The organism is Labilibaculum euxinicum (assembly GCF_009795715.1).
Classification (GTDB): Bacteria; Bacteroidota; Bacteroidia; order Bacteroidales; family Marinifilaceae; genus Labilibaculum; species Labilibaculum euxinus.
Genome location: NZ_WTCR01000021.1, coordinates 1 through 17,086 on the forward strand (window position 1 = coordinate 1; position 17,086 = coordinate 17,086).

Sequence of the window (17,086 nt, forward strand, 5' to 3'; positions counted from 1 at the left end):
AATTTCAAAAAAATAAAGCCCGTTCCGGTGATAAAAAAATTACTCCCCAAATCACCCAAAATCCTGCCCACTTTCCGTTGAAAGCGGTGCAAAGATAAACCATTATTTTTCCCAATTCCAAACCATTCCATAAAGTTTTTCCAAACATTAACTTAACTAACTGATAACATGAATAATTATTTTTTATAAAAAGTAAATTAACCAATGATTCCTGATGGTGCTGAGTAAAACAAACATTTTCTTCTTCTGGGAATAAAACTACTTTAATCTTCGAAATAAAGATATGGGTGGTATTTGTAAAGCCGTACTAAGAAGTGTGAAGGATAATTAAAAACAACAAAACATGAAATATGCTGCGTTAAGGATTGAAGTGGATACCCCACAGCGATGCATAAAATCATTTGAGAAATTGGAAGAGGCAGGTTGATTAATTTACTTGCTGCTATAAGAGAAGAGTAAAGCGAGGAGTAGGAACGGAAAGCCTGACCCGAATTTATGAGGGAAACGCCCTAAACTAAAAAAAACCTTCCCGAGATGAGAAGGCTTGCTGTATTATAGGTCTTTTTAAGATTCTTTATTGTCTCTTTTCATTTGCCAGGGGAAATTGTTGCCATGCGGCGCACCAAATTCCTTAGCGGTAATTTCGTCAATTTTCATACGGTATACTTCTACATTACGAACGGCTGGCGTGTTGTAGGTAAATTTGTGATCTGTATAATTAGCCATGGTAATGTTCAGCGCATCAACTTTTTGATCCAAATCGATAATGAACTCGATAGGACCACGTGCCACAACACTTTTTCCTTTCATGCGGTAACTGCATGCCATGTGAACATCCTGATAAGCCAAAACTGGAGGTGTGCAAAAAGTAACACATGCTTCCGGGTTCAATTTTAAACAATCTATTAGTTTTCCAAAACCTGCTCCGTGTAAATAAATGTAATTATCGTGAAAGCCAAAGTTCATAGGAATAACATATGGTTTGTTTTCCGGATCGACTACTCCCAAAAAGCAGGTATCGCATGAGTTGATAATTTCGTCGATTTGCTCTTTGGATTCAATAAATATGGTCTTCATATATATGTGTTTTATTAGATTCTATGATATGGTTCGATTTCCCAGTTCTTTTGAAATCGCATTTTTAATTTGATCGAGCACCATTTTTTGCTTCATCAGTTCCATCATTCGATCTGCATTACCGGTATCCTGAGCTTTCTGCATTTCCTGCATGACTTCCTTCATTAACAAACGAACTTTTTTCCCTTTGTATTCATTCACCAATTTAGGAACGATCTCTTTCAGTTTCATTTCCTCTGATTCAACAACGCTTTCATTACGCGTCCACAAACCACTTAATTGATGGGGTTCACTAAGAATATCGGCAGCTAACTGATTTACTTTTTCGTTGGGAAGATCGCGAAAGAAGGTTTTTGTATTGAAAGCTTCCTTTTCCATATTTTCACCGTACTGATCGAATACCAATTGATACAATGGATTGACTGATTCCAGTTCATCATTGGAGAGCTCTGTAATAATATACTGTCCAACCAGCAACTGCTCTTCATTTCCTGCTTCATCTTTCTGACTATAGAGAATTTCACTTCCAAAATTGAGCAATATTCGAACCAATGCCCGCTCCTCCAAATCGCATTCATTTGCTGAACGCAGAAATGCAGAATTCTCCGACAACTTATCTGTAGTCTGATCTTCCGGTAAATTGGATCTTTGTTCATTCTTCCAGCTATCTTCTTTTACTCTATGAATTATTTTATTGATTTCGGTATACAATACTCTTTCATCTACATTTAGGATATTACTGCACTCACGCACATAAACTGCCCGAACAATACCGTCGGGAATTATGGCTATGGAACGCACAATATCAATAATGAGATTGGCTCTTTTTACCGGATCATCTTTTGCATCTTTTAAAAGCAGATTGGTTTTAAAAACGATAAAATCACTCTCATTCTTCTCGATGTATTCCATTAATTCACTTGCCCCCATAGTTCTGGAAAATGAATCAGGATCTTCGCCTTGAGGCAATAATAGAACTTTTACGTTCACTTCCTGTTCCAATACCAAATCGATTCCCCGAAGTGAAGCTTTAATACCTGCAGCATCGCCATCGTATATAATGGTAATGTTATTGGTAAATCTTTTAATCAGACGTATTTGGTCAGCAGTAAGAGCCGTTCCGGATGAAGCAACAACATTCTCGATTCCTGCCTGATGGAATGAAAGTACATCAGTGTACCCTTCAACTAAAAAACACTTTTCGTTTTGCACAATGGATTTCTTGGCTTGAAAAATACCATACAAAATCCGGCTTTTGTGATATACTTCTGATTCGGGGGAATTTAAATATTTGGCTGCTTTGGCATCATTTTTAAGTATTCTACCACCAAATGCCTGAACCCGGCCTGCAATTCCGTGAATCGGAAAAATAACTCTTCCGCGAAAGCGGTCGAGCAATCGGTTTTCTTTTTCGATGCTTAATCCGGTTTTCACCAGATATTCCTTTTTATAACCACAATCAAGAGCATGATTCGAAAAAGCATCCCAAGCCTCTAAACAATAACCTACCTGAAACTTCTTAATAATATCATCTCGAAACCCGCGTTCCCGCATGTATCCCATTCCTATGGCCATGCCTTGAGCATGCTCATACAAATTCTGGGTAAATGATTTTTGAGCAAAAGAATTCACAATCATCATACTCTCCCGATCATTCTTTTGTCTTTCCTGTTCGGGCGAAAGCTCTTTTTCAACAACCTCGATGTGATATTTTTTCGCCAGATATTTTAATGCACCTACATAATCGAGATGCTCATGTTCCATAATAAAGTTCACGGAATTTCCACCTTTTCCACAACCAAAACACTTGTAAATGCCTTTGGCAGGAGAAACGGTAAAGGATGGCGACTTTTCGTTATGAAAAGGACACAATCCCAGGAAATTAACGCCTCTTTTTTTTAGAGTCACGAAATCGGAAACTACTTCGGTAATTTCGGCAGAGTCGAAAATTCGTGCAACTGTTGACTGATCAATCATAGCAACAAAAATAGGAAACAAGATTGATAAAAATGGAAAGATCGGCAGATTTTAGAAATTCTAAATTAAACCCAATCACAAAACCATGTAATCATTCTCTTGAAAATTCTTCCGGAATCGAAAATAATACCAACAACAATTCGTTCTACATTTTGATGGACATAATTTATTTGATTAAATTCAATACTTGAATTGTATTAAAACCATAAAAAAACAAGCAAGTCAACACATTATCAAGATGTAAAACCATGAATAGAATCATTATAACAATCGCAATTTGTCTGGCAGGAATCCAGTTATTCTCACAAGAACACTTACCAAGCGCATCTGACTACAATAGATTTCACAACACAAAAACACTTGTGGTTTTGGAAGATAATCTGTTTTCCGATTTTAATGACAAGATAAAAGAAGCAGTTAAACAAAACTGGACCATTACCCAGTATGAATTTATTTCGAACGCAGAATTCGAAAAACAACGATTCAATCCTAAGTATTCATTTTTAGTAACAAGTATTGTTACTTTTAATAAAGACAAAACCAATGCCAAATACAATTTTTTAAGTCTGCTTTTGGGTGGACAGGCAAATGTTATTGGTGATATGCCTGACCTGTGTTCAATCCCATTATCGTATGTGCGGGTTGATGAAGAAAGTTACATTTATAAACTCACCTCTTTGGTTCTGTTTATGCAAAATCATATTGCGCTGGTAACTAAAAATCCTGACATTATATCTGAAAACATACTGAAATACTACAATAAAAACAGTTCCGAAACTAAAGACAAAACTCTCTATTTGCTAAAGAATGAAATGGATGATGACGTTAATTCCGCAGCTAAAATACGAAAAATATATCCTGGCAAAGTGAAATTGGTAGAAGCCAATGAAATTGAGGAAGCCATTCGAAATAAGAACAACGATATTCTCTTTTTGCATAAAGTTGGCCCCGAAAAAACAAAAAATAAGGCCAGATGTTTTAAAATACTTATTGGTGCCGGCGACTCAAAGTTTTATTATTTCGATTACCATATGGTAAAAGGCAAGCAAACCGACAGATTTTTGGGGAGTGATTTTAAAAAGTTAGCAAAATAAATATATGCTCATACTTGCTTTAATTTGTTTAAAGAGATAATTGCCCGAATTGATAAATTTTGAACGACCTTATTTTATGACTAAATTGAGTCGAAAAGATCCATTTATTGTATGAAAAAATTGGTTGTGTTAAGTGGTGCCGGCATGAGTGCTGAAAGTGGTATCCAAACATTTCGTGACATGGGTGGTCTTTGGAACCAATACGATGTAATGGAAGTTGCCAGTCCGCATGCCTGGAAAAAAAATCCGCATTTAGTGCATCAATTTTACAACGAGCGCCGTAAACAGTTATTTAATTGTTTTCCCAATAAGGGACATTTGCTTATTGCGGAACTTGAAAAACATTATGAGGTTGAAATTGTTACTCAGAATGTTGATGATTTGCATGAACGGGCTGGAAGTTCAAATGTATTACATCTTCACGGTGAGTTAAAGAAGGCTAGAAGTACAGCTGATCCTGAATTAATTTATGATCTGGATCATTGGGAACTAACTTTAAACGACACTTGTGAAAAAGGTTCACCATTGAGGCCTCATATTGTATGGTTTGGCGAAAGTGTTCCGGCAATTAGCGAAGCGGTGGCTATTGTTAGTAAAGCGGATGTTTTTGTGATTGTTGGAACGTCATTAAATGTGTATCCGGCAGCAGGTTTAATCGACTATATTCCAAATAAAACACCTGTTTATGTTATCGATCCTAATCAGCCATTAATGCAATCAAACAGAAATATTACTTATATTAGAGAAAAGGCGAGTGTTGGAATGGAAAAACTGTTCGAACTTCTTCATTAAATACCATTGAGTTATGAAAAAACAAGTGCTGTTACTACTATTGGGAATATTAGTTTTGACTTCTTGTAATCATTATGAATCGAAAGTACCAATATCGCCTTCGGGTAATTCTGTAATCGAAAAAAGTTTATTGGGAGAATGGATTCTTAGTTCCGAGAATAAAAAAGAAGAAGCATCAGGTTATATCGAAGTGATTCCTTTTAATGATACAGAGTACCTTGTTCAATTAAAAGAAATTGCAGACTCAACGAAGAATATTGAATCGATTATCAACATTAGAATGTTTTCGTCGGAAGTAAACGAGAATGTTTATTTTAATATGCAATTTGTTGGTGCAGACAGCGATAAGGGTTTTATGATTTATCGTTACAAGCCAATTGCCGGGAATCGCTACAAAGTCTTCTTTTTATCAAAAGATCAGTTTAACAAGGTATTTCCCAACTCGAAAAGCTTTAAAGAGTATATTGAAACACATACGAAAGAATTTGAAAAATATTTTGATGTGGAAGGCATTCTCGAGCGAAAAATAAAATAAGCAAAAGGGTATCCAAAAAAATCGGATAACCCTTTCTATATTATTTGAACAATAGTCTAATTACAAATCGTCATTTGTTAGATCGATCACGCCATTTGTCGTTGTAAAATCGCGGGATGCTTTCAAAAGATTTCCGGAATAAAGCACAAGGTTTTTGGTTTCATTAATAATTCCCAAATAAAGAACCGAATTTCTGGTTCCAACTTTCTCAGCCTTAATTCTTCTAATTTGCTCTTTTCTAAACTTACTTAAAGATGACAGTAAATCTTTTTGCTTTCCAAAAGCTTTTTCGATTTGATTTAAATCATAATCATTGTCATTTAACAAACGGTTTATGGTTTTGAAGAAATCCTCAAGCTTTGTTTGAATTATATTTAACTCATTGATTTGTTCAGGAACCAATGATTTATGATTGTTGTCCACATAATCGAAAGCAGGTTCAGCAATAAAATTAATCGAGTGAGCAATTTCTCTTAAGTAATCAAGCAATTGAACGTAAAATGGACCTGTTGTTATACTGTCCTCAGAAAGTTTCTGAACAACAAAAGGAACCTGATCTTTCAGTGATTTAGCTTCCTTGTCGAGCTTCCTTACTTTTTTTAGAGATTCTTTAAGAGTACCACGTTCTTCAAAAGCCAAACCGTTAACAATTTTAGCATAAACCTTAGGAATCTTAGTGGTTACAACCGACACTGCATGAGTAAGCTGTTCAAGAATCTCTCCTTTACTAATAATAGAAGCATCTTCTTCGTCAATTTCTTCGGCTGAGTCTTGCCCCTTCGATTTGCGTTTATGGAATACATGTGACCGCACAACAAATGCAACAGCTACAACTAATAAGCCAATGATCGCGTATCCACCAAGCCAATTAATTAAACTTGCGAAAATAAAAGCTGCGGTAAAAGCAAAAAATGCTGTAAAAAACCAACCTCCTATTACGGTAAGTACTCCAGTAATTCGGTAAACTGCAGAATCTCTGTCCCATGCTCTATCGGAAAGTGAAGAACCCATTGCAACCATAAATGTAACATAGGTTGTAGACAAAGGTAATTTTAGAGATGTACCTATAGAGATTAAGATACTTGCAACAGTAAGGTTTACCGAAGCACGAATCATATCAAAAGCAGGTACATCCTTTTTATCGATACCTGCCGGAGCTGAAGGCTTGGCAAATCGTTTTTGAATCCCCTCCTGAAACTTAACAGGTAATATACTTTTTAAACTACTATTTGCAGACAAAGAACGTCGAACCAAAAGACGGGCAAAAAAAGACGATCCAAATTTTTCCTCGCCTTCATTCTGATTACTCAATCCTATTTCTGTTTCGGTAACTGTTCTGGCTTTTTTAGAAAACCAAAGAGTAATTGTCATTATTAAACCGGCAATAATCAACAGATAAGTTTCTGTTTTCACCTTATCGTTTAGAATTTCCATTGTCATTCCGTAAGCATCTGTACCTGGATTTGCGATAAATGCCTGAAACGATTTGAAACCCGCCAACGGAACACCAATAAAGTTTACCAAATCGTTACCCGCAAAAGCCATTGCCAAAGCAAAGGTTCCGACCAAAACAATTACTTTCAGGATGTTTAAACGGACAAACCACACCAAAGCCTGCAGAACTACTGTCCAACCTACAAAACAAACAAAAATGATTGTTAGTGTGTTTTCTTTTATCCAGCTAAGAGTTTCTTTCGTTATAAAAGAAGATCCCTTGGCTCCTTTTATTAAAATGAAATAGGTAATTGCAGTAATTGCAAACCCACCAAAAAGTGCTCCGAAATACTTAAATGTTTTTTCAAATTTATAAGTGAAAATCAAACGGCTAACATACTGCACAAGAGCCCCTGAGAAAAAGGCTATGACCACACTTAACAGGATACCTGTAATAATCGCCAGTGCTTTTGCCGAATTAATGTAACTTCCTAAGTCAAGTATTGTCTGATCAGAAGAGTTCATGATCTTTACAACGGCCACAGCCACAGCGGCACCCAGTAATTCGAATACAATCGACACGGTTGTCGACGTTGGTAAACCTACGGTATTGTAAAAATCCAACAGAATAATATCCGTTAGCATTACCGCAATAAAGATGATCATGATTTCTGCAAAGTAGAATTGGTCGGGATGAAATATCCCTTTACGGGCAACTTCCATCATTCCACTGGAAAAAGTGGCTCCAACCAAAACTCCAAGACTGGCAATCGCTAAAATCGCCCAACGCGGGGCTGCCTTGGAGCCAAATGCAGAGTTTAAGAAATTAACGGCATCATTACTAACCCCAACAATAAGGTCAGAAATAGCCAGTGCAAAAAGCACTACTACAATAATTAAGTAAAAGTTCTCCATGTTATAAGTTCGTAAATTCCCCGCAAACATACAAACACATGGAGACGCTAATATTTCTCAAACATTATCTTTGTGTTAATTTAACGTTAACACTTTTATGCCTCTGATTGATTAAGTTTTACCAAATAATCTGCAGTAGCCACATTTAAGGCCATTGGCACATTATTTATTACGCATGTTCTTATTAAAGTTTGAATATCATGCTCATGTCCGTGCGGTGTTTCGGCATCAATTAAGAAAATTACTTCATCTACCTTGCCTTCCAATATCTGAGCAGCTAAAAGAATATCTCCACCATTAGGACCATGACCAAAGCCTTTAACCTCAAGATCCAAAACTGAATTCAATAATTCAGATGTATTTGTAGTCCCTATTAATTTATGCTTTTTAAGCTCATCCTTATGTCTTTTTACCCAGGCAAGCATCACACTCTTCTTTTCATTGTGAGCAACCAACGCGATTGTCTTCATACATTTATTTTTTAATTGTTTTGTAATTTAATATATTTCACGAAGCATGACTTAAGAATCCTTTTTTTAATCAAAAATTCATACTTATATTCGTGTTTTGGCAAAATATTCGTGTTTTTATGAAATGACAGAAACCAAAGCCCGATTCGAATAAGTTGATCTGACACTAATGAAATAACAAATAAACGAAGTATTATTGAAATCATTAATAAAATTGTAAATTTGTTACTATAATATTAATCCTACACTTATGAAAAAATATATTAAAACCGTATTTATTGCTTCACTCATTCTTTCAATTGGTGTCTCGGCCTGCAAGGATGAAAAAAAGACTCCCGTAAAAAAAGAAGTTGCTGAAAAGGTGAAGGCAAAAAAAGAATCATCAAAAACTGAACCCAAGGCAGAACCCGTAGTAGCTAAAAAGAAACTTAAACCTGTAGTTGAACAGGTTCCGAACAAATATTTTTTAATTTTAGCTAGTTTTCAAAATATAAAAAATGCAGAACGTTTGCAGCAAAAATTAACCAAGGATGGTTATAATTCTGAAATTTTTGAAGCTGCAAATGGTTTTCACCGGGTTTCTTACAAAGCTTTTTCAGATCGCACTCTTGCTTTTCAGGAACTAAAATCGGCTAGAGCATCTGAAGAGCATAAAGAAAACTGGCTTTATATTAAACGATGATTTGAAACTTGAAATCGAAATGGTAAAATTTAACTTCTTTTTAATTCTTGTATTTCTTCTTTTTTCCGGATGTAAAGATAAAAAAACAATAACTCCGATTGAAAAAGGTAAGGTTGTAGAACAGACAGCAAAACGATTGGTTCCCGAACTAACACCTGAACCAAACAAGCCAGATCCAAAATTTACAAGTGAGCAAATTGCTGAAAACAGGAATTCTTTTGATTATCACATTGTAGCCGCCAGCTACAATAATTTAAGTCAGGCTGAAAATTTTAAAGGTAAATTGTACCAAAAAGGATATCCAAGTATTGTAATGGAACAAAACGGCAAGTTCCGTGTTGTAATGCAATCATTTAATAAAAAAGAAACTGCAGTAAAAGAACTGATTCGATTACGGAAGTTGAATAAAACACCGGATTTGTGGTTGTTGCACCAATAAATAATAGAATTTTATATTAACAGCATACAAGAACAGATTGTTACTAAACCAACTATAAAACCTGCGTAAACCTGAGATGGAGTATGCAGGTTTAATTTTAACCGGGAATACGCAATTAATCCTGCAAAAATAATCCCCACCATAAATACAAGTTTTAGAGAACTGGAATAAAGTATGGTAAATGCAATTACCATTCCTAAAAAGCCCCCAATACCTGCCATATGCAAACTAATTTTCCACTTTAGTGAGATAAGAGTAACTATGACGATAGAAATAATAGCGGCCAGTTGTAAATTAGCAACAATCCTTGTGATTGGAAATTTAAGCAACATGTAATAGCCTAAAAAGTAAAATAGTAGTGTTAATACTAAGGGAATGAGCCTTTCCTGACGTTTTTCCAAACCAATATCTGAAATGATATTCTGATTCTTCAGTAAAGGCAAAATACTTAAGGGAAGTAATACCGTTGAAATTACTACAATCATATAAATTACACGTACCAATTGATGGGGCGCAAAGTCAAGATAAGTTCCTGAATGAAATATTACAAAAACAGAAATTAATGGCATTAACATTGGGTGTGCCACTCCTGATATTATTCGAGCGAAATTCATAATAGTAGATTTAAAATGCAGAATAGAAAATGTGAAAAAAGATTACATCATTTATCCAAGCCCTTTAACAAAACAAAGGTGCAAAGATAATTGTCTTTGCACCAACTCGTTTATTCTTTAACAAAATTTATAATTCTTTTCTCAATCTGGCCACAGGAATATTTAATTGTTCTCTGTATTTAGCTACAGTGCGCCTGGCTATCAGATACGATTTTTCCTTTAAAATAACCGCTAACTTATCATCAGTTAATGGCTTCTTCTTGTCCTCATTATCAATGCACTCCTGCAATATTTTCTTTATTTCACGAGTCGACACCTCTTCTCCCGAATCGGTTTGCAAACCTTCTGAGAAGAAATACTTTAAGGAAAAAATACCAAAATGAGTTTGTATGTATTTCGAATTTGATACCCGTGATATGGTTGAAATATCCAGCCCTGTTATTTCAGCAATATCTTTCAAAATCATTGGTCTGAGTTTACGTTCATCACCTTCCAGAAAATATTCCCGCTGAAAATCAATAATCGCGTTCATGCTTATCAACAATGTATTTTGTCTTTGTTTAATTGCATCAATAAACCATTTTGCAGAATCGAGCTTTTGCTTCACAAACATAACGGCGTCTTTATTCTCTCGTGACTGATTTTTCTTATTGCCGGAATAATCCTCTAGCATCTCGGAATAAGCTCTGCTAATGTGCAGTTCGGGAACATTTCGTGAATTCAGGCTCAATAACAAATCGCCATCTTCCTCTTCCAATATAAAATCGGGAATAATAGTAGGCGATGCTTTATCTAATGGGTTATTAAATGTGCTTCCCGGCTTTGGATTTAACTTTAAAATTTCGTCAACAGCACATTTAAAATCTTCATCGCTTGCGCCAACTCTCTTCTGAATTTTATCGTAGTGCTTTTTGGTAAACTCTTCAAAATTCTTTTTCAGAATCAGCTTAGCTAATTTTACATCTGGATTAAATTTCCCTTTGCGTTCAATCTGAAGAAGCAAGCACTCCTGTAAGTCGCGTGCACCAACTCCTGCCGGATCAAAATCCTGGATTACCCGTAACAATTCCACTAATTCTTCATAAGAAGTTTCAACACCCATCGAAAAAGCCAAATCATCCACAATACTTTCAATCTCTCTTCGCAGGTATCCGTCTTCATCAATATTTCCAATCAGATATTCCGTTAAAGCATATTTTTCAGGAGTAAGAATGCGCAATCCCAATTGTGATATCAGCAATTCATGAAAAGTTGTTCCTCCCGAAAAAGGGATTTCTTCGTGCTTGTCATCCTGCGAATAATTTTGTGCAGAAAGTTTATAAGATGGAGTATCTTCATCATTCATATAATCTTCCAAAGAAAATTCTTCCTGATCCTTATCTTTCTCGGGAGCTTCATCAGATTGATTATCATCTTGATAATCCTCTTCATTATTTCCTTCTTCCAGAACAGGATTCTCTTCCAACTCCTTTTTAATTCGCTCTTCAAGCTGCAAAGTTGGAAGCTCCAACAATTTTATCACCTGAATTTGCTGAGGCGATAATTTCTGTAATAACTTTTGCTGTAAACTTTGCTTTAGCATACTGATTCCGTTCTTTTTTTTGAATGAAGCAAGGTACATATTCTCTTGTGAACTTACAAGAAGATCATCACTCAAGTACAATTTTCAAGCCATAAGTGGTAAGTATCAAAATCTTAAGCACAACAGGCATGCTCAAAAAGCTCAAAATAAGTAGCTTAGTTTATCGTTTTTTTTATAAATAATTCTGTCAGGCTTTGGCTTATCAGGATAAAACTCCAAATTTCAATTTCAACATTCATAATTTAGAGCACAAAAAAACCGTACTACATATGCAATACGGTTTTCAATATCATTTGGTTTTTACCCTCTTAAAACTCAGCATTTTTTGGTGTTCTTGGGAAAGGAATTACGTCGCGGATATTACCCATTCCGGTAACAAACAACATCATTCTTTCAAATCCTAACCCAAAGCCGCTATGAGTAGCTGTTCCAAATCTTCTGGTATCTAAATACCAATCCATATCTTCAGCAGGTATACCCATTTCTTTCATACGGGTCACCAATTTATCCAAATCTTCCTCACGCTGCGATCCTCCAATAATCTCACCAATTCCCGGGAATAGAATATCCATAGCAGCTACAGTTTTTCCATCCTCATTTTGTTTCATATAGAAAGATTTAATCTCCTTTGGATAATCAATCAAGATAACCGGTTTCATGAATTTCTTCTCTACCAGATATCTCTCATGCTCTGACTGCAGATCAGCTCCCCAACCATCAATCAAATATTGAAATTTCTTCTTTTTATTGGGCTGAGAGTTACGAAGAATATCAATTGCCTCCGTATAAGTTAAACGAACAAAGTCGTTCTCCAAAACAAATTTCAATTTCTCAATCAATTCCATTGATTGTTCATCAGCTTTCTTCCCTTTTTCCTCTTCTTTTAATCTCTTACTCAAAAATTCAAGATCTTCCATACAGTTATCCAAAGCATATTTAATCATATACTTTAAAAACTCTTCGGCCAAATCCATGTTATCGGTGATATCATAGAAAGCCATTTCAGGTTCTATCATCCAGAACTCTGCCAGATGACGGGTTGTATTTGAATTTTCAGCCCGGAATGTAGGACCAAAAGTATAAATTTCTCCCAAAGACATTGCTCCCAATTCACCTTCCAACTGACCGGAAACTGTAAGATTTGTTTCCTTTCCGAAAAAATCTTCCTTATAATTAATGCTTCCATCTTCGTTTAAAGGTGGATTTTTAGCATCCAAAGTACTTACTCTAAACATTTCACCGGCACCTTCAGCATCCGAACCTGTAATAAGCGGCGTATGCATATAGAAAAAACCTTTTTTATTAAAGAATTCGTGTACCGCAAAAGCCATTGCATGGCGAATACGGAAAACCGCACTAAATGTACTGGTACGAAAACGTAAATGCGCTTTTTCTCTCAAAAATTCCAAAGAATGTTTCTTTGGTTGAAGTGGGTATTTTTCGGGATCGGCAACACCTAAAACCTCAATTTTTGTAGCAGAAATCTCAACACTTTGTCCGCTTCCCTGCGATGCGATAACCTCTCCAACAACAGAAATCGCTGCACCTGTAGAAATTTTCTTTAATAAATCCTCATTAAAATTTGGAACATCAACAACGATCTGAAGATTATTAATAGTAGAACCATCATTTAAAGCGATAAAATTAATTTGCTTGTTTCCACGCTTGGTTCTAACCCAACCTTTCACATTTACTTCACTGCCAACTTCATTTGAAATCAACAGCTTTTTGATCTTAATTCTTTTCTGTTCCATTTTATATTACTGGTTAATGAGATAATAAGTTTACAAAAATATAAAATTGGATTCAATTATGGTCTTATTAAGTAAATAATCAGCCAAAATCGTAAGACAAACTCGATATTTATTCTCTTAATAAACTGAAATACCTTTTTTTTTCAACATTAAAGCAGTAGTGCAAACGATTGATTTAATGATACTTATTTATATCACAAAGGAATTTAATACAAGTATGATTATGATTTTTTGTCAAGATTAGTATCTTTAAGGCCTTCAAATAATCAGTAAGTATATGATTGAGAATAAGTTAATCGAAAAGATTCGAAAAACCATACATAAAAACTGGGAGCAACCAGCATTTACCAATTACCAAAAAGACACCTTAACTTATCAGGAAGTTGCTCAAAGAATACATTGGATGCATCTTCTTTTTAAAGAGTTAGGAATAAAAAAAGGAGACAAAATTGCAGTTATTGGTCGTAATTTAAACAATTGGGCTGTTACTTATTTGGGAACCATAACTTATGGAGCTGTAATTGTACCCATTCTTCCTGATTTTAATTCCAGCGATATTCATCACATCGTTAATCATTCCGAATCTACATTACTTTTTACAACCGAAAATATTTTCAATAAAATTGATGATTCAAAAATTGAAAAACTGAAAGGTATTATTTCATTGGAGGATTATAACGTTTTTTGTTCATCGTGCGACAAATTGAAAAAAGCAGTTGAAAAAGCCAATGCAGAATCACTAAAAAATAAGGTAGATAAAAACAAACTGGATTACGCCAATCCTAAAGATGAAGATATTGCAGTTCTATCGTATACATCAGGTACATCCGGATTTTCGAAAGGGGTAATGCTGGCCTATGAGTCACTGTATTCGAATATACAAATTGGCTTCGATTATATGGATTTTCGTCCTCAGGACAAGATCGTTTCATTTTTGCCATTGGCACATGTATTCGGCTGTATGTTCGAATTCCTCACCGAATTCTGTTGTGGCTGTCATGTTATATTTCTCTCGAGAGTGCCAACTCCTCAAATAATAACCAAGGCCTTTCAGGAAGTACAACCTCGGTTAATCTGTTTGGTTCCTCTTATAATGGAGAAAATCTATAAAAAAAGAATATTGCCTGTATTGGAAAGCAGAAGAGTGAAACTAATGCTGAAGATCCCATTACTGGAAAAGAAAATTTACAAAAAGATTCGAAATTCACTCACTGAAACCTTTGGCGGGAAATTTATCGAAGTGATTATTGGAGGCGCGGCCTTAAGCAAAGAAGTGGAAGATTTTCTTCTAAAAATAGAATTTCCATTTTCTGTTGGTTACGGAATGACGGAGTGTGGTCCATTAATTAGTTATAGTTCAAACAGTAAATTTCGTGCACATTCCTGTGGTAAAGTAGTTGATCGCATGCAGGTTAGAATCAAATCTGACGACCCGTTTAATATTGTAGGTGAAATTCAGGTGAAGGGCTCCAATGTAATGAAGGGCTACTACAAAAATCCTGAAGCTACAAAAGAAGCCCTTGATAAAGACGGTTGGTTGGGAACAGGTGATCTTGGAATCATTGATAAAGACGATAACATATACATCAAAGGCAGATGTAAGAATATGCTGCTTGGTCCATCCGGACAGAATATTTATCCGGAAGAAATTGAAGCATGCTTAAATAATATGCCGTTTATTCAGGAATCAATTGTTACTGATGATAAAGATCACAAGTTAATTGCACTGATCTATCCGGATTACGAAGCTTGTGATGCGGAAGGATTAAGCAAAGACGAAATTGAAGAAGCTCTTAATAAGGACAAGCAAATTTTAAACAAAAGCTTTCCTGCCTATATGAAAATATCACGGGTTATTGTATTTCCCGAGGAATTTAAGAAAACTCCCAAAAGAAATATAAAAAGATATTTGTACACTAGTTTGTATCACGAATAAAAATAGAAATCCATTCCTTTAAAGAATGGATTTCTATTTTTTAAATAAACCATTCTGAAGGCGGGTTGTGTGATTCAATTTAAAGACAAAATCCATAACCGGCATCACTAAAAACTGAGACCCGTAATTGGTGTTCAGGTAGTATAATTTATACCCTCCCGAAACAGAAAATTTACTGTCGCGGTGCCAATGAATTTTCCCCTGACTCTCAGCAGCCCATTCACCATTAAAATCGATAGAATAATAATCTGCGTTGATCGAAAAGTTAAAATTCCGGTAAACATTTCCATCCAATTCTACTCCTGCAAAATAAAGCTTTTGGCTGTTATGACAGGATGCTGTTCTGTGGTATAAAAAATGATAATCCAGTAATGGCAACTGAGAGTCTCCTGTTGTTAACGAAAAATCAAAACCAAGCCTTCCTGTAAGTACTAAATCGGGAAGTTTAATAAAACAATCTTTAGGCTGGGGATTAATTATATGACTAACAATCAATTCATTTCTAAAGGTGAAAATATGAGGAACTACTGCCGACTTAGGTATTTGATCTTGAAATCCACTACTTCTTGCCCATTTAAGACCAAGCGTTGGATAATAAAAGCTGTGTTGGGTTGAAACAATTGTGTTTTGCCCGAACCATTCATGTTTTACTCCAACATTAGGAGCAAATGGAAACAGTAATAACTGAGAATTAATTTCCGTTTTGGGATAATTCCCATATCTGCTTACTGCTAATGCACTTAGATGTATTTCACCCGAGGGAACCACCTTAGCTCCCCGTTCAGTCCAACTGCTGAAATAATCAATACGTTCTCCTCCAACCAAGGAAACTTGAGCCATGCTGTTGCCGGCAACAAGTAGCAAAAAAAGCCATAATAAATTCTTCATACAAATCATCTTTCCTTAAATAACCACAAAATTCACATTTTATTATTTGGTTCACAAATACAAAGAATCCTTTCTGCAAAACACCTTGTCTCAATCCTTTTACCGATAAAATATGAAGAGTTACCTAATAAGTTGATCTGAAATAAAACAAGATCTATATTTTTATTGTTGCAATATTAAACCTATAGAATTAAAATGACTTTAGTGTTAAGAAGAGTTAATAAAAGAAAGGAAACTTTTAACACAAAGATAGTTTCCGGAGTTTTTTATTGATTTATATTTGCTGCATGAATGAGCAAAAAACAAATATCATTACTACTAGTTGGGCTTTATTTTTCCAATATGGTATTAAAAGTATAAGCATGGATGACATTGCTTCAAAAATGGGCATGTCTAAAAAAACATTATATAATTATTTCACCAACAAAAATGAACTAATAAATGAAGCTTGTAAATGGGATATCAAAAACCCTCAGTTTTCCTTTAAATCTGATCGAATAATCAATTTAAACGCACTCGATCAGTATTTTGAATTTTTTAATTTTATTAATGAGAGGATTCTTAAAAAATGTGATTCGTTAGACTATGATCTAAAAAAATACTACCCTGAAATATGGTTGAAAATTAAAGAGGAGAAAATTAAAAATTTCCAAATAGAGATAATTTACAATCTGCAAAAAGGAATTAAAGAAGGCCTGTATCGGCCGGAATTAGATGTTCTGTTTATAAGTAAAAATCTGGTTAGTTTTTATTTAAATCTTAACACAACCGAATATCAGGTGTTTTCAAGCAATGAAGTTTTTAATAAAGATATGCACATAGAACTGACCCTCTATCATCTTTATGGTATTTGTACAAATAAAGGAATTGAATATTTTAAAAATAAATTTAAATAAT

At 34.9% G+C, this 17,086-nt stretch carries 15 protein-coding genes; 7 read left to right on the top strand and 8 right to left on the bottom strand.

What is annotated here, in order from left to right; genetic code table 11:
* Positions 1 to 564: 564 nt before the first annotated feature.
* Entirely contained in the window at positions 565 to 1,077 is a 513-nt protein-coding gene (locus GQR60_RS19215; RefSeq protein ID WP_124994498.1) for a pyridoxamine 5'-phosphate oxidase family protein, read from the bottom strand.
* Positions 1,078 to 1,098: 21 nt separating this feature from the next.
* Entirely contained in the window at positions 1,099 to 3,054 is a 1,956-nt protein-coding gene (gene dnaG / locus GQR60_RS19220) for a DNA primase (protein ID WP_124994499.1), read from the bottom strand.
* Positions 3,055 to 3,302: 248 nt separating this feature from the next.
* Here dnaG and GQR60_RS19225 point away from each other — a divergent pair, with 248 nt between their 5' ends.
* The 3 genes from GQR60_RS19225 (at position 3,303) to GQR60_RS19235 (ending at position 5,475) form a co-directional block, all read left to right on the top strand.
* Positions 3,303 to 4,148, top strand: coding sequence for a hypothetical protein (locus tag GQR60_RS19225; protein WP_124994500.1), 846 nt, complete (start codon positions 3,303 to 3,305; stop codon positions 4,146 to 4,148).
* A 111-nt stretch (positions 4,149 to 4,259) separates the two neighbouring features.
* Positions 4,260 to 4,940: an SIR2 family NAD-dependent protein deacylase gene (locus GQR60_RS19230; protein WP_124994501.1), complete on the top strand. Its 681-nt coding sequence runs from the start codon at positions 4,260 to 4,262 to the stop codon at positions 4,938 to 4,940.
* 13 nt (positions 4,941 to 4,953) lie between these two features.
* On the top strand, positions 4,954 to 5,475 hold the full coding sequence (locus GQR60_RS19235; RefSeq protein WP_124994502.1) for a hypothetical protein: 522 nt from the start codon (positions 4,954 to 4,956) through the stop codon (positions 5,473 to 5,475).
* 60 nt (positions 5,476 to 5,535) lie between these two features.
* Here GQR60_RS19235 and GQR60_RS19240 read toward each other — a convergent pair whose 3' ends face one another.
* Entirely contained in the window at positions 5,536 to 7,824 is a 2,289-nt protein-coding gene (locus tag GQR60_RS19240; protein WP_124994503.1) for an inorganic phosphate transporter, read from the bottom strand.
* A gap of 95 nt (positions 7,825 to 7,919) precedes the next feature.
* Positions 7,920 to 8,294 carry a methylglyoxal synthase gene (locus GQR60_RS19245; protein ID WP_101311175.1) on the bottom strand — a complete coding sequence of 125 codons (375 nt, stop codon included), beginning with the start codon at positions 8,292 to 8,294 and terminating at the stop codon, positions 7,920 to 7,922.
* A gap of 250 nt (positions 8,295 to 8,544) precedes the next feature.
* Between GQR60_RS19245 and GQR60_RS19250 the strand changes: the two genes are divergently transcribed.
* Together GQR60_RS19250 and GQR60_RS19255 are read left to right on the top strand one after the other, a co-directional pair.
* Positions 8,545 to 8,976 carry an SPOR domain-containing protein gene (locus tag GQR60_RS19250; protein WP_124994504.1) on the top strand — a complete coding sequence of 144 codons (432 nt, stop codon included), beginning with the start codon at positions 8,545 to 8,547 and terminating at the stop codon, positions 8,974 to 8,976.
* A 19-nt stretch (positions 8,977 to 8,995) separates the two neighbouring features.
* Positions 8,996 to 9,415 (top strand): SPOR domain-containing protein, encoded by a 420-nt coding sequence (locus GQR60_RS19255; protein WP_124994505.1) that lies wholly within the window; start codon positions 8,996 to 8,998, stop codon positions 9,413 to 9,415.
* A gap of 11 nt (positions 9,416 to 9,426) precedes the next feature.
* Here GQR60_RS19255 and GQR60_RS19260 read toward each other — a convergent pair whose 3' ends face one another.
* The 3 genes from GQR60_RS19260 to asnS form a co-directional block, all read right to left on the bottom strand.
* Positions 9,427 to 10,029 carry a phosphatase PAP2 family protein gene (locus GQR60_RS19260; RefSeq protein ID WP_124994506.1) on the bottom strand — a complete coding sequence of 201 codons (603 nt, stop codon included), beginning with the start codon at positions 10,027 to 10,029 and terminating at the stop codon, positions 9,427 to 9,429.
* Positions 10,030 to 10,156: 127 nt separating this feature from the next.
* On the bottom strand, positions 10,157 to 11,611 hold the full coding sequence (gene rpoN / locus GQR60_RS19265) for an RNA polymerase factor sigma-54 (protein WP_101311186.1): 1,455 nt from the start codon (positions 11,609 to 11,611) through the stop codon (positions 10,157 to 10,159).
* A 308-nt stretch (positions 11,612 to 11,919) separates the two neighbouring features.
* Positions 11,920 to 13,365, bottom strand: a complete 1,446-nt coding sequence (gene asnS / locus GQR60_RS19270) for an asparagine--tRNA ligase (RefSeq protein ID WP_124994507.1) — start codon at positions 13,363 to 13,365, stop codon at positions 11,920 to 11,922.
* Positions 13,366 to 13,642: 277 nt separating this feature from the next.
* On the opposite strand from asnS, the gene GQR60_RS19275 reads away from it, so the two are divergent.
* A complete protein-coding gene (locus GQR60_RS19275; RefSeq protein ID WP_124994508.1) occupies positions 13,643 to 15,301 on the top strand; it encodes an AMP-binding protein in 1,659 nt (552 codons plus the stop codon).
* 33 nt (positions 15,302 to 15,334) lie between these two features.
* Here the strand turns inward: GQR60_RS19275 and GQR60_RS19280 are convergent, their stop codons facing one another.
* On the bottom strand, positions 15,335 to 16,189 hold the full coding sequence (locus GQR60_RS19280; RefSeq protein WP_124994509.1) for a hypothetical protein: 855 nt from the start codon (positions 16,187 to 16,189) through the stop codon (positions 15,335 to 15,337).
* 287 nt (positions 16,190 to 16,476) lie between these two features.
* Between GQR60_RS19280 and GQR60_RS19285 the strand changes: the two genes are divergently transcribed.
* Positions 16,477 to 17,085, top strand: a complete 609-nt coding sequence (locus GQR60_RS19285; protein ID WP_124994510.1) for a TetR/AcrR family transcriptional regulator — start codon at positions 16,477 to 16,479, stop codon at positions 17,083 to 17,085.
* Position 17,086 lies beyond the last annotated feature (1 nt).

Excerpts from the sequence above, each read along its gene's own strand:
- GQR60_RS19275 (WP_124994508.1), top strand. The coding sequence starts at position 13,643 with ATGATTGAGAATAAGTTAATCGAAAAGATTCGAAAAACCATACATAAA.
- GQR60_RS19250 (WP_124994504.1), top strand. The coding sequence starts at position 8,545 with ATGAAAAAATATATTAAAACCGTATTTATTGCTTCACTCATTCTTTCA.
- GQR60_RS19215 (WP_124994498.1), bottom strand. The coding sequence starts at position 1,077 with ATGAAGACCATATTTATTGAATCCAAAGAGCAAATCGACGAAATTATC.
- GQR60_RS19255 (WP_124994505.1), top strand. The coding sequence starts at position 8,996 with ATGGTAAAATTTAACTTCTTTTTAATTCTTGTATTTCTTCTTTTTTCC.
- GQR60_RS19225 (WP_124994500.1), top strand. The coding sequence starts at position 3,303 with ATGAATAGAATCATTATAACAATCGCAATTTGTCTGGCAGGAATCCAG.
- rpoN (WP_101311186.1), bottom strand. The coding sequence starts at position 11,611 with ATGCTAAAGCAAAGTTTACAGCAAAAGTTATTACAGAAATTATCGCCT.
- GQR60_RS19235 (WP_124994502.1), top strand. The coding sequence starts at position 4,954 with ATGAAAAAACAAGTGCTGTTACTACTATTGGGAATATTAGTTTTGACT.
- GQR60_RS19230 (WP_124994501.1), top strand. The coding sequence starts at position 4,260 with ATGAAAAAATTGGTTGTGTTAAGTGGTGCCGGCATGAGTGCTGAAAGT.
- GQR60_RS19260 (WP_124994506.1), bottom strand. The coding sequence starts at position 10,029 with ATGAATTTCGCTCGAATAATATCAGGAGTGGCACACCCAATGTTAATG.
- GQR60_RS19240 (WP_124994503.1), bottom strand. The coding sequence starts at position 7,824 with ATGGAGAACTTTTACTTAATTATTGTAGTAGTGCTTTTTGCACTGGCT.
- dnaG (WP_124994499.1), bottom strand. The coding sequence starts at position 3,054 with ATGATTGATCAGTCAACAGTTGCACGAATTTTCGACTCTGCCGAAATT.
- GQR60_RS19280 (WP_124994509.1), bottom strand. The coding sequence starts at position 16,189 with ATGAAGAATTTATTATGGCTTTTTTTGCTACTTGTTGCCGGCAACAGC.
- GQR60_RS19285 (WP_124994510.1), top strand. The coding sequence starts at position 16,477 with ATGAATGAGCAAAAAACAAATATCATTACTACTAGTTGGGCTTTATTT.
- asnS (WP_124994507.1), bottom strand. The coding sequence starts at position 13,365 with ATGGAACAGAAAAGAATTAAGATCAAAAAGCTGTTGATTTCAAATGAA.
- GQR60_RS19245 (WP_101311175.1), bottom strand. The coding sequence starts at position 8,294 with ATGAAGACAATCGCGTTGGTTGCTCACAATGAAAAGAAGAGTGTGATG.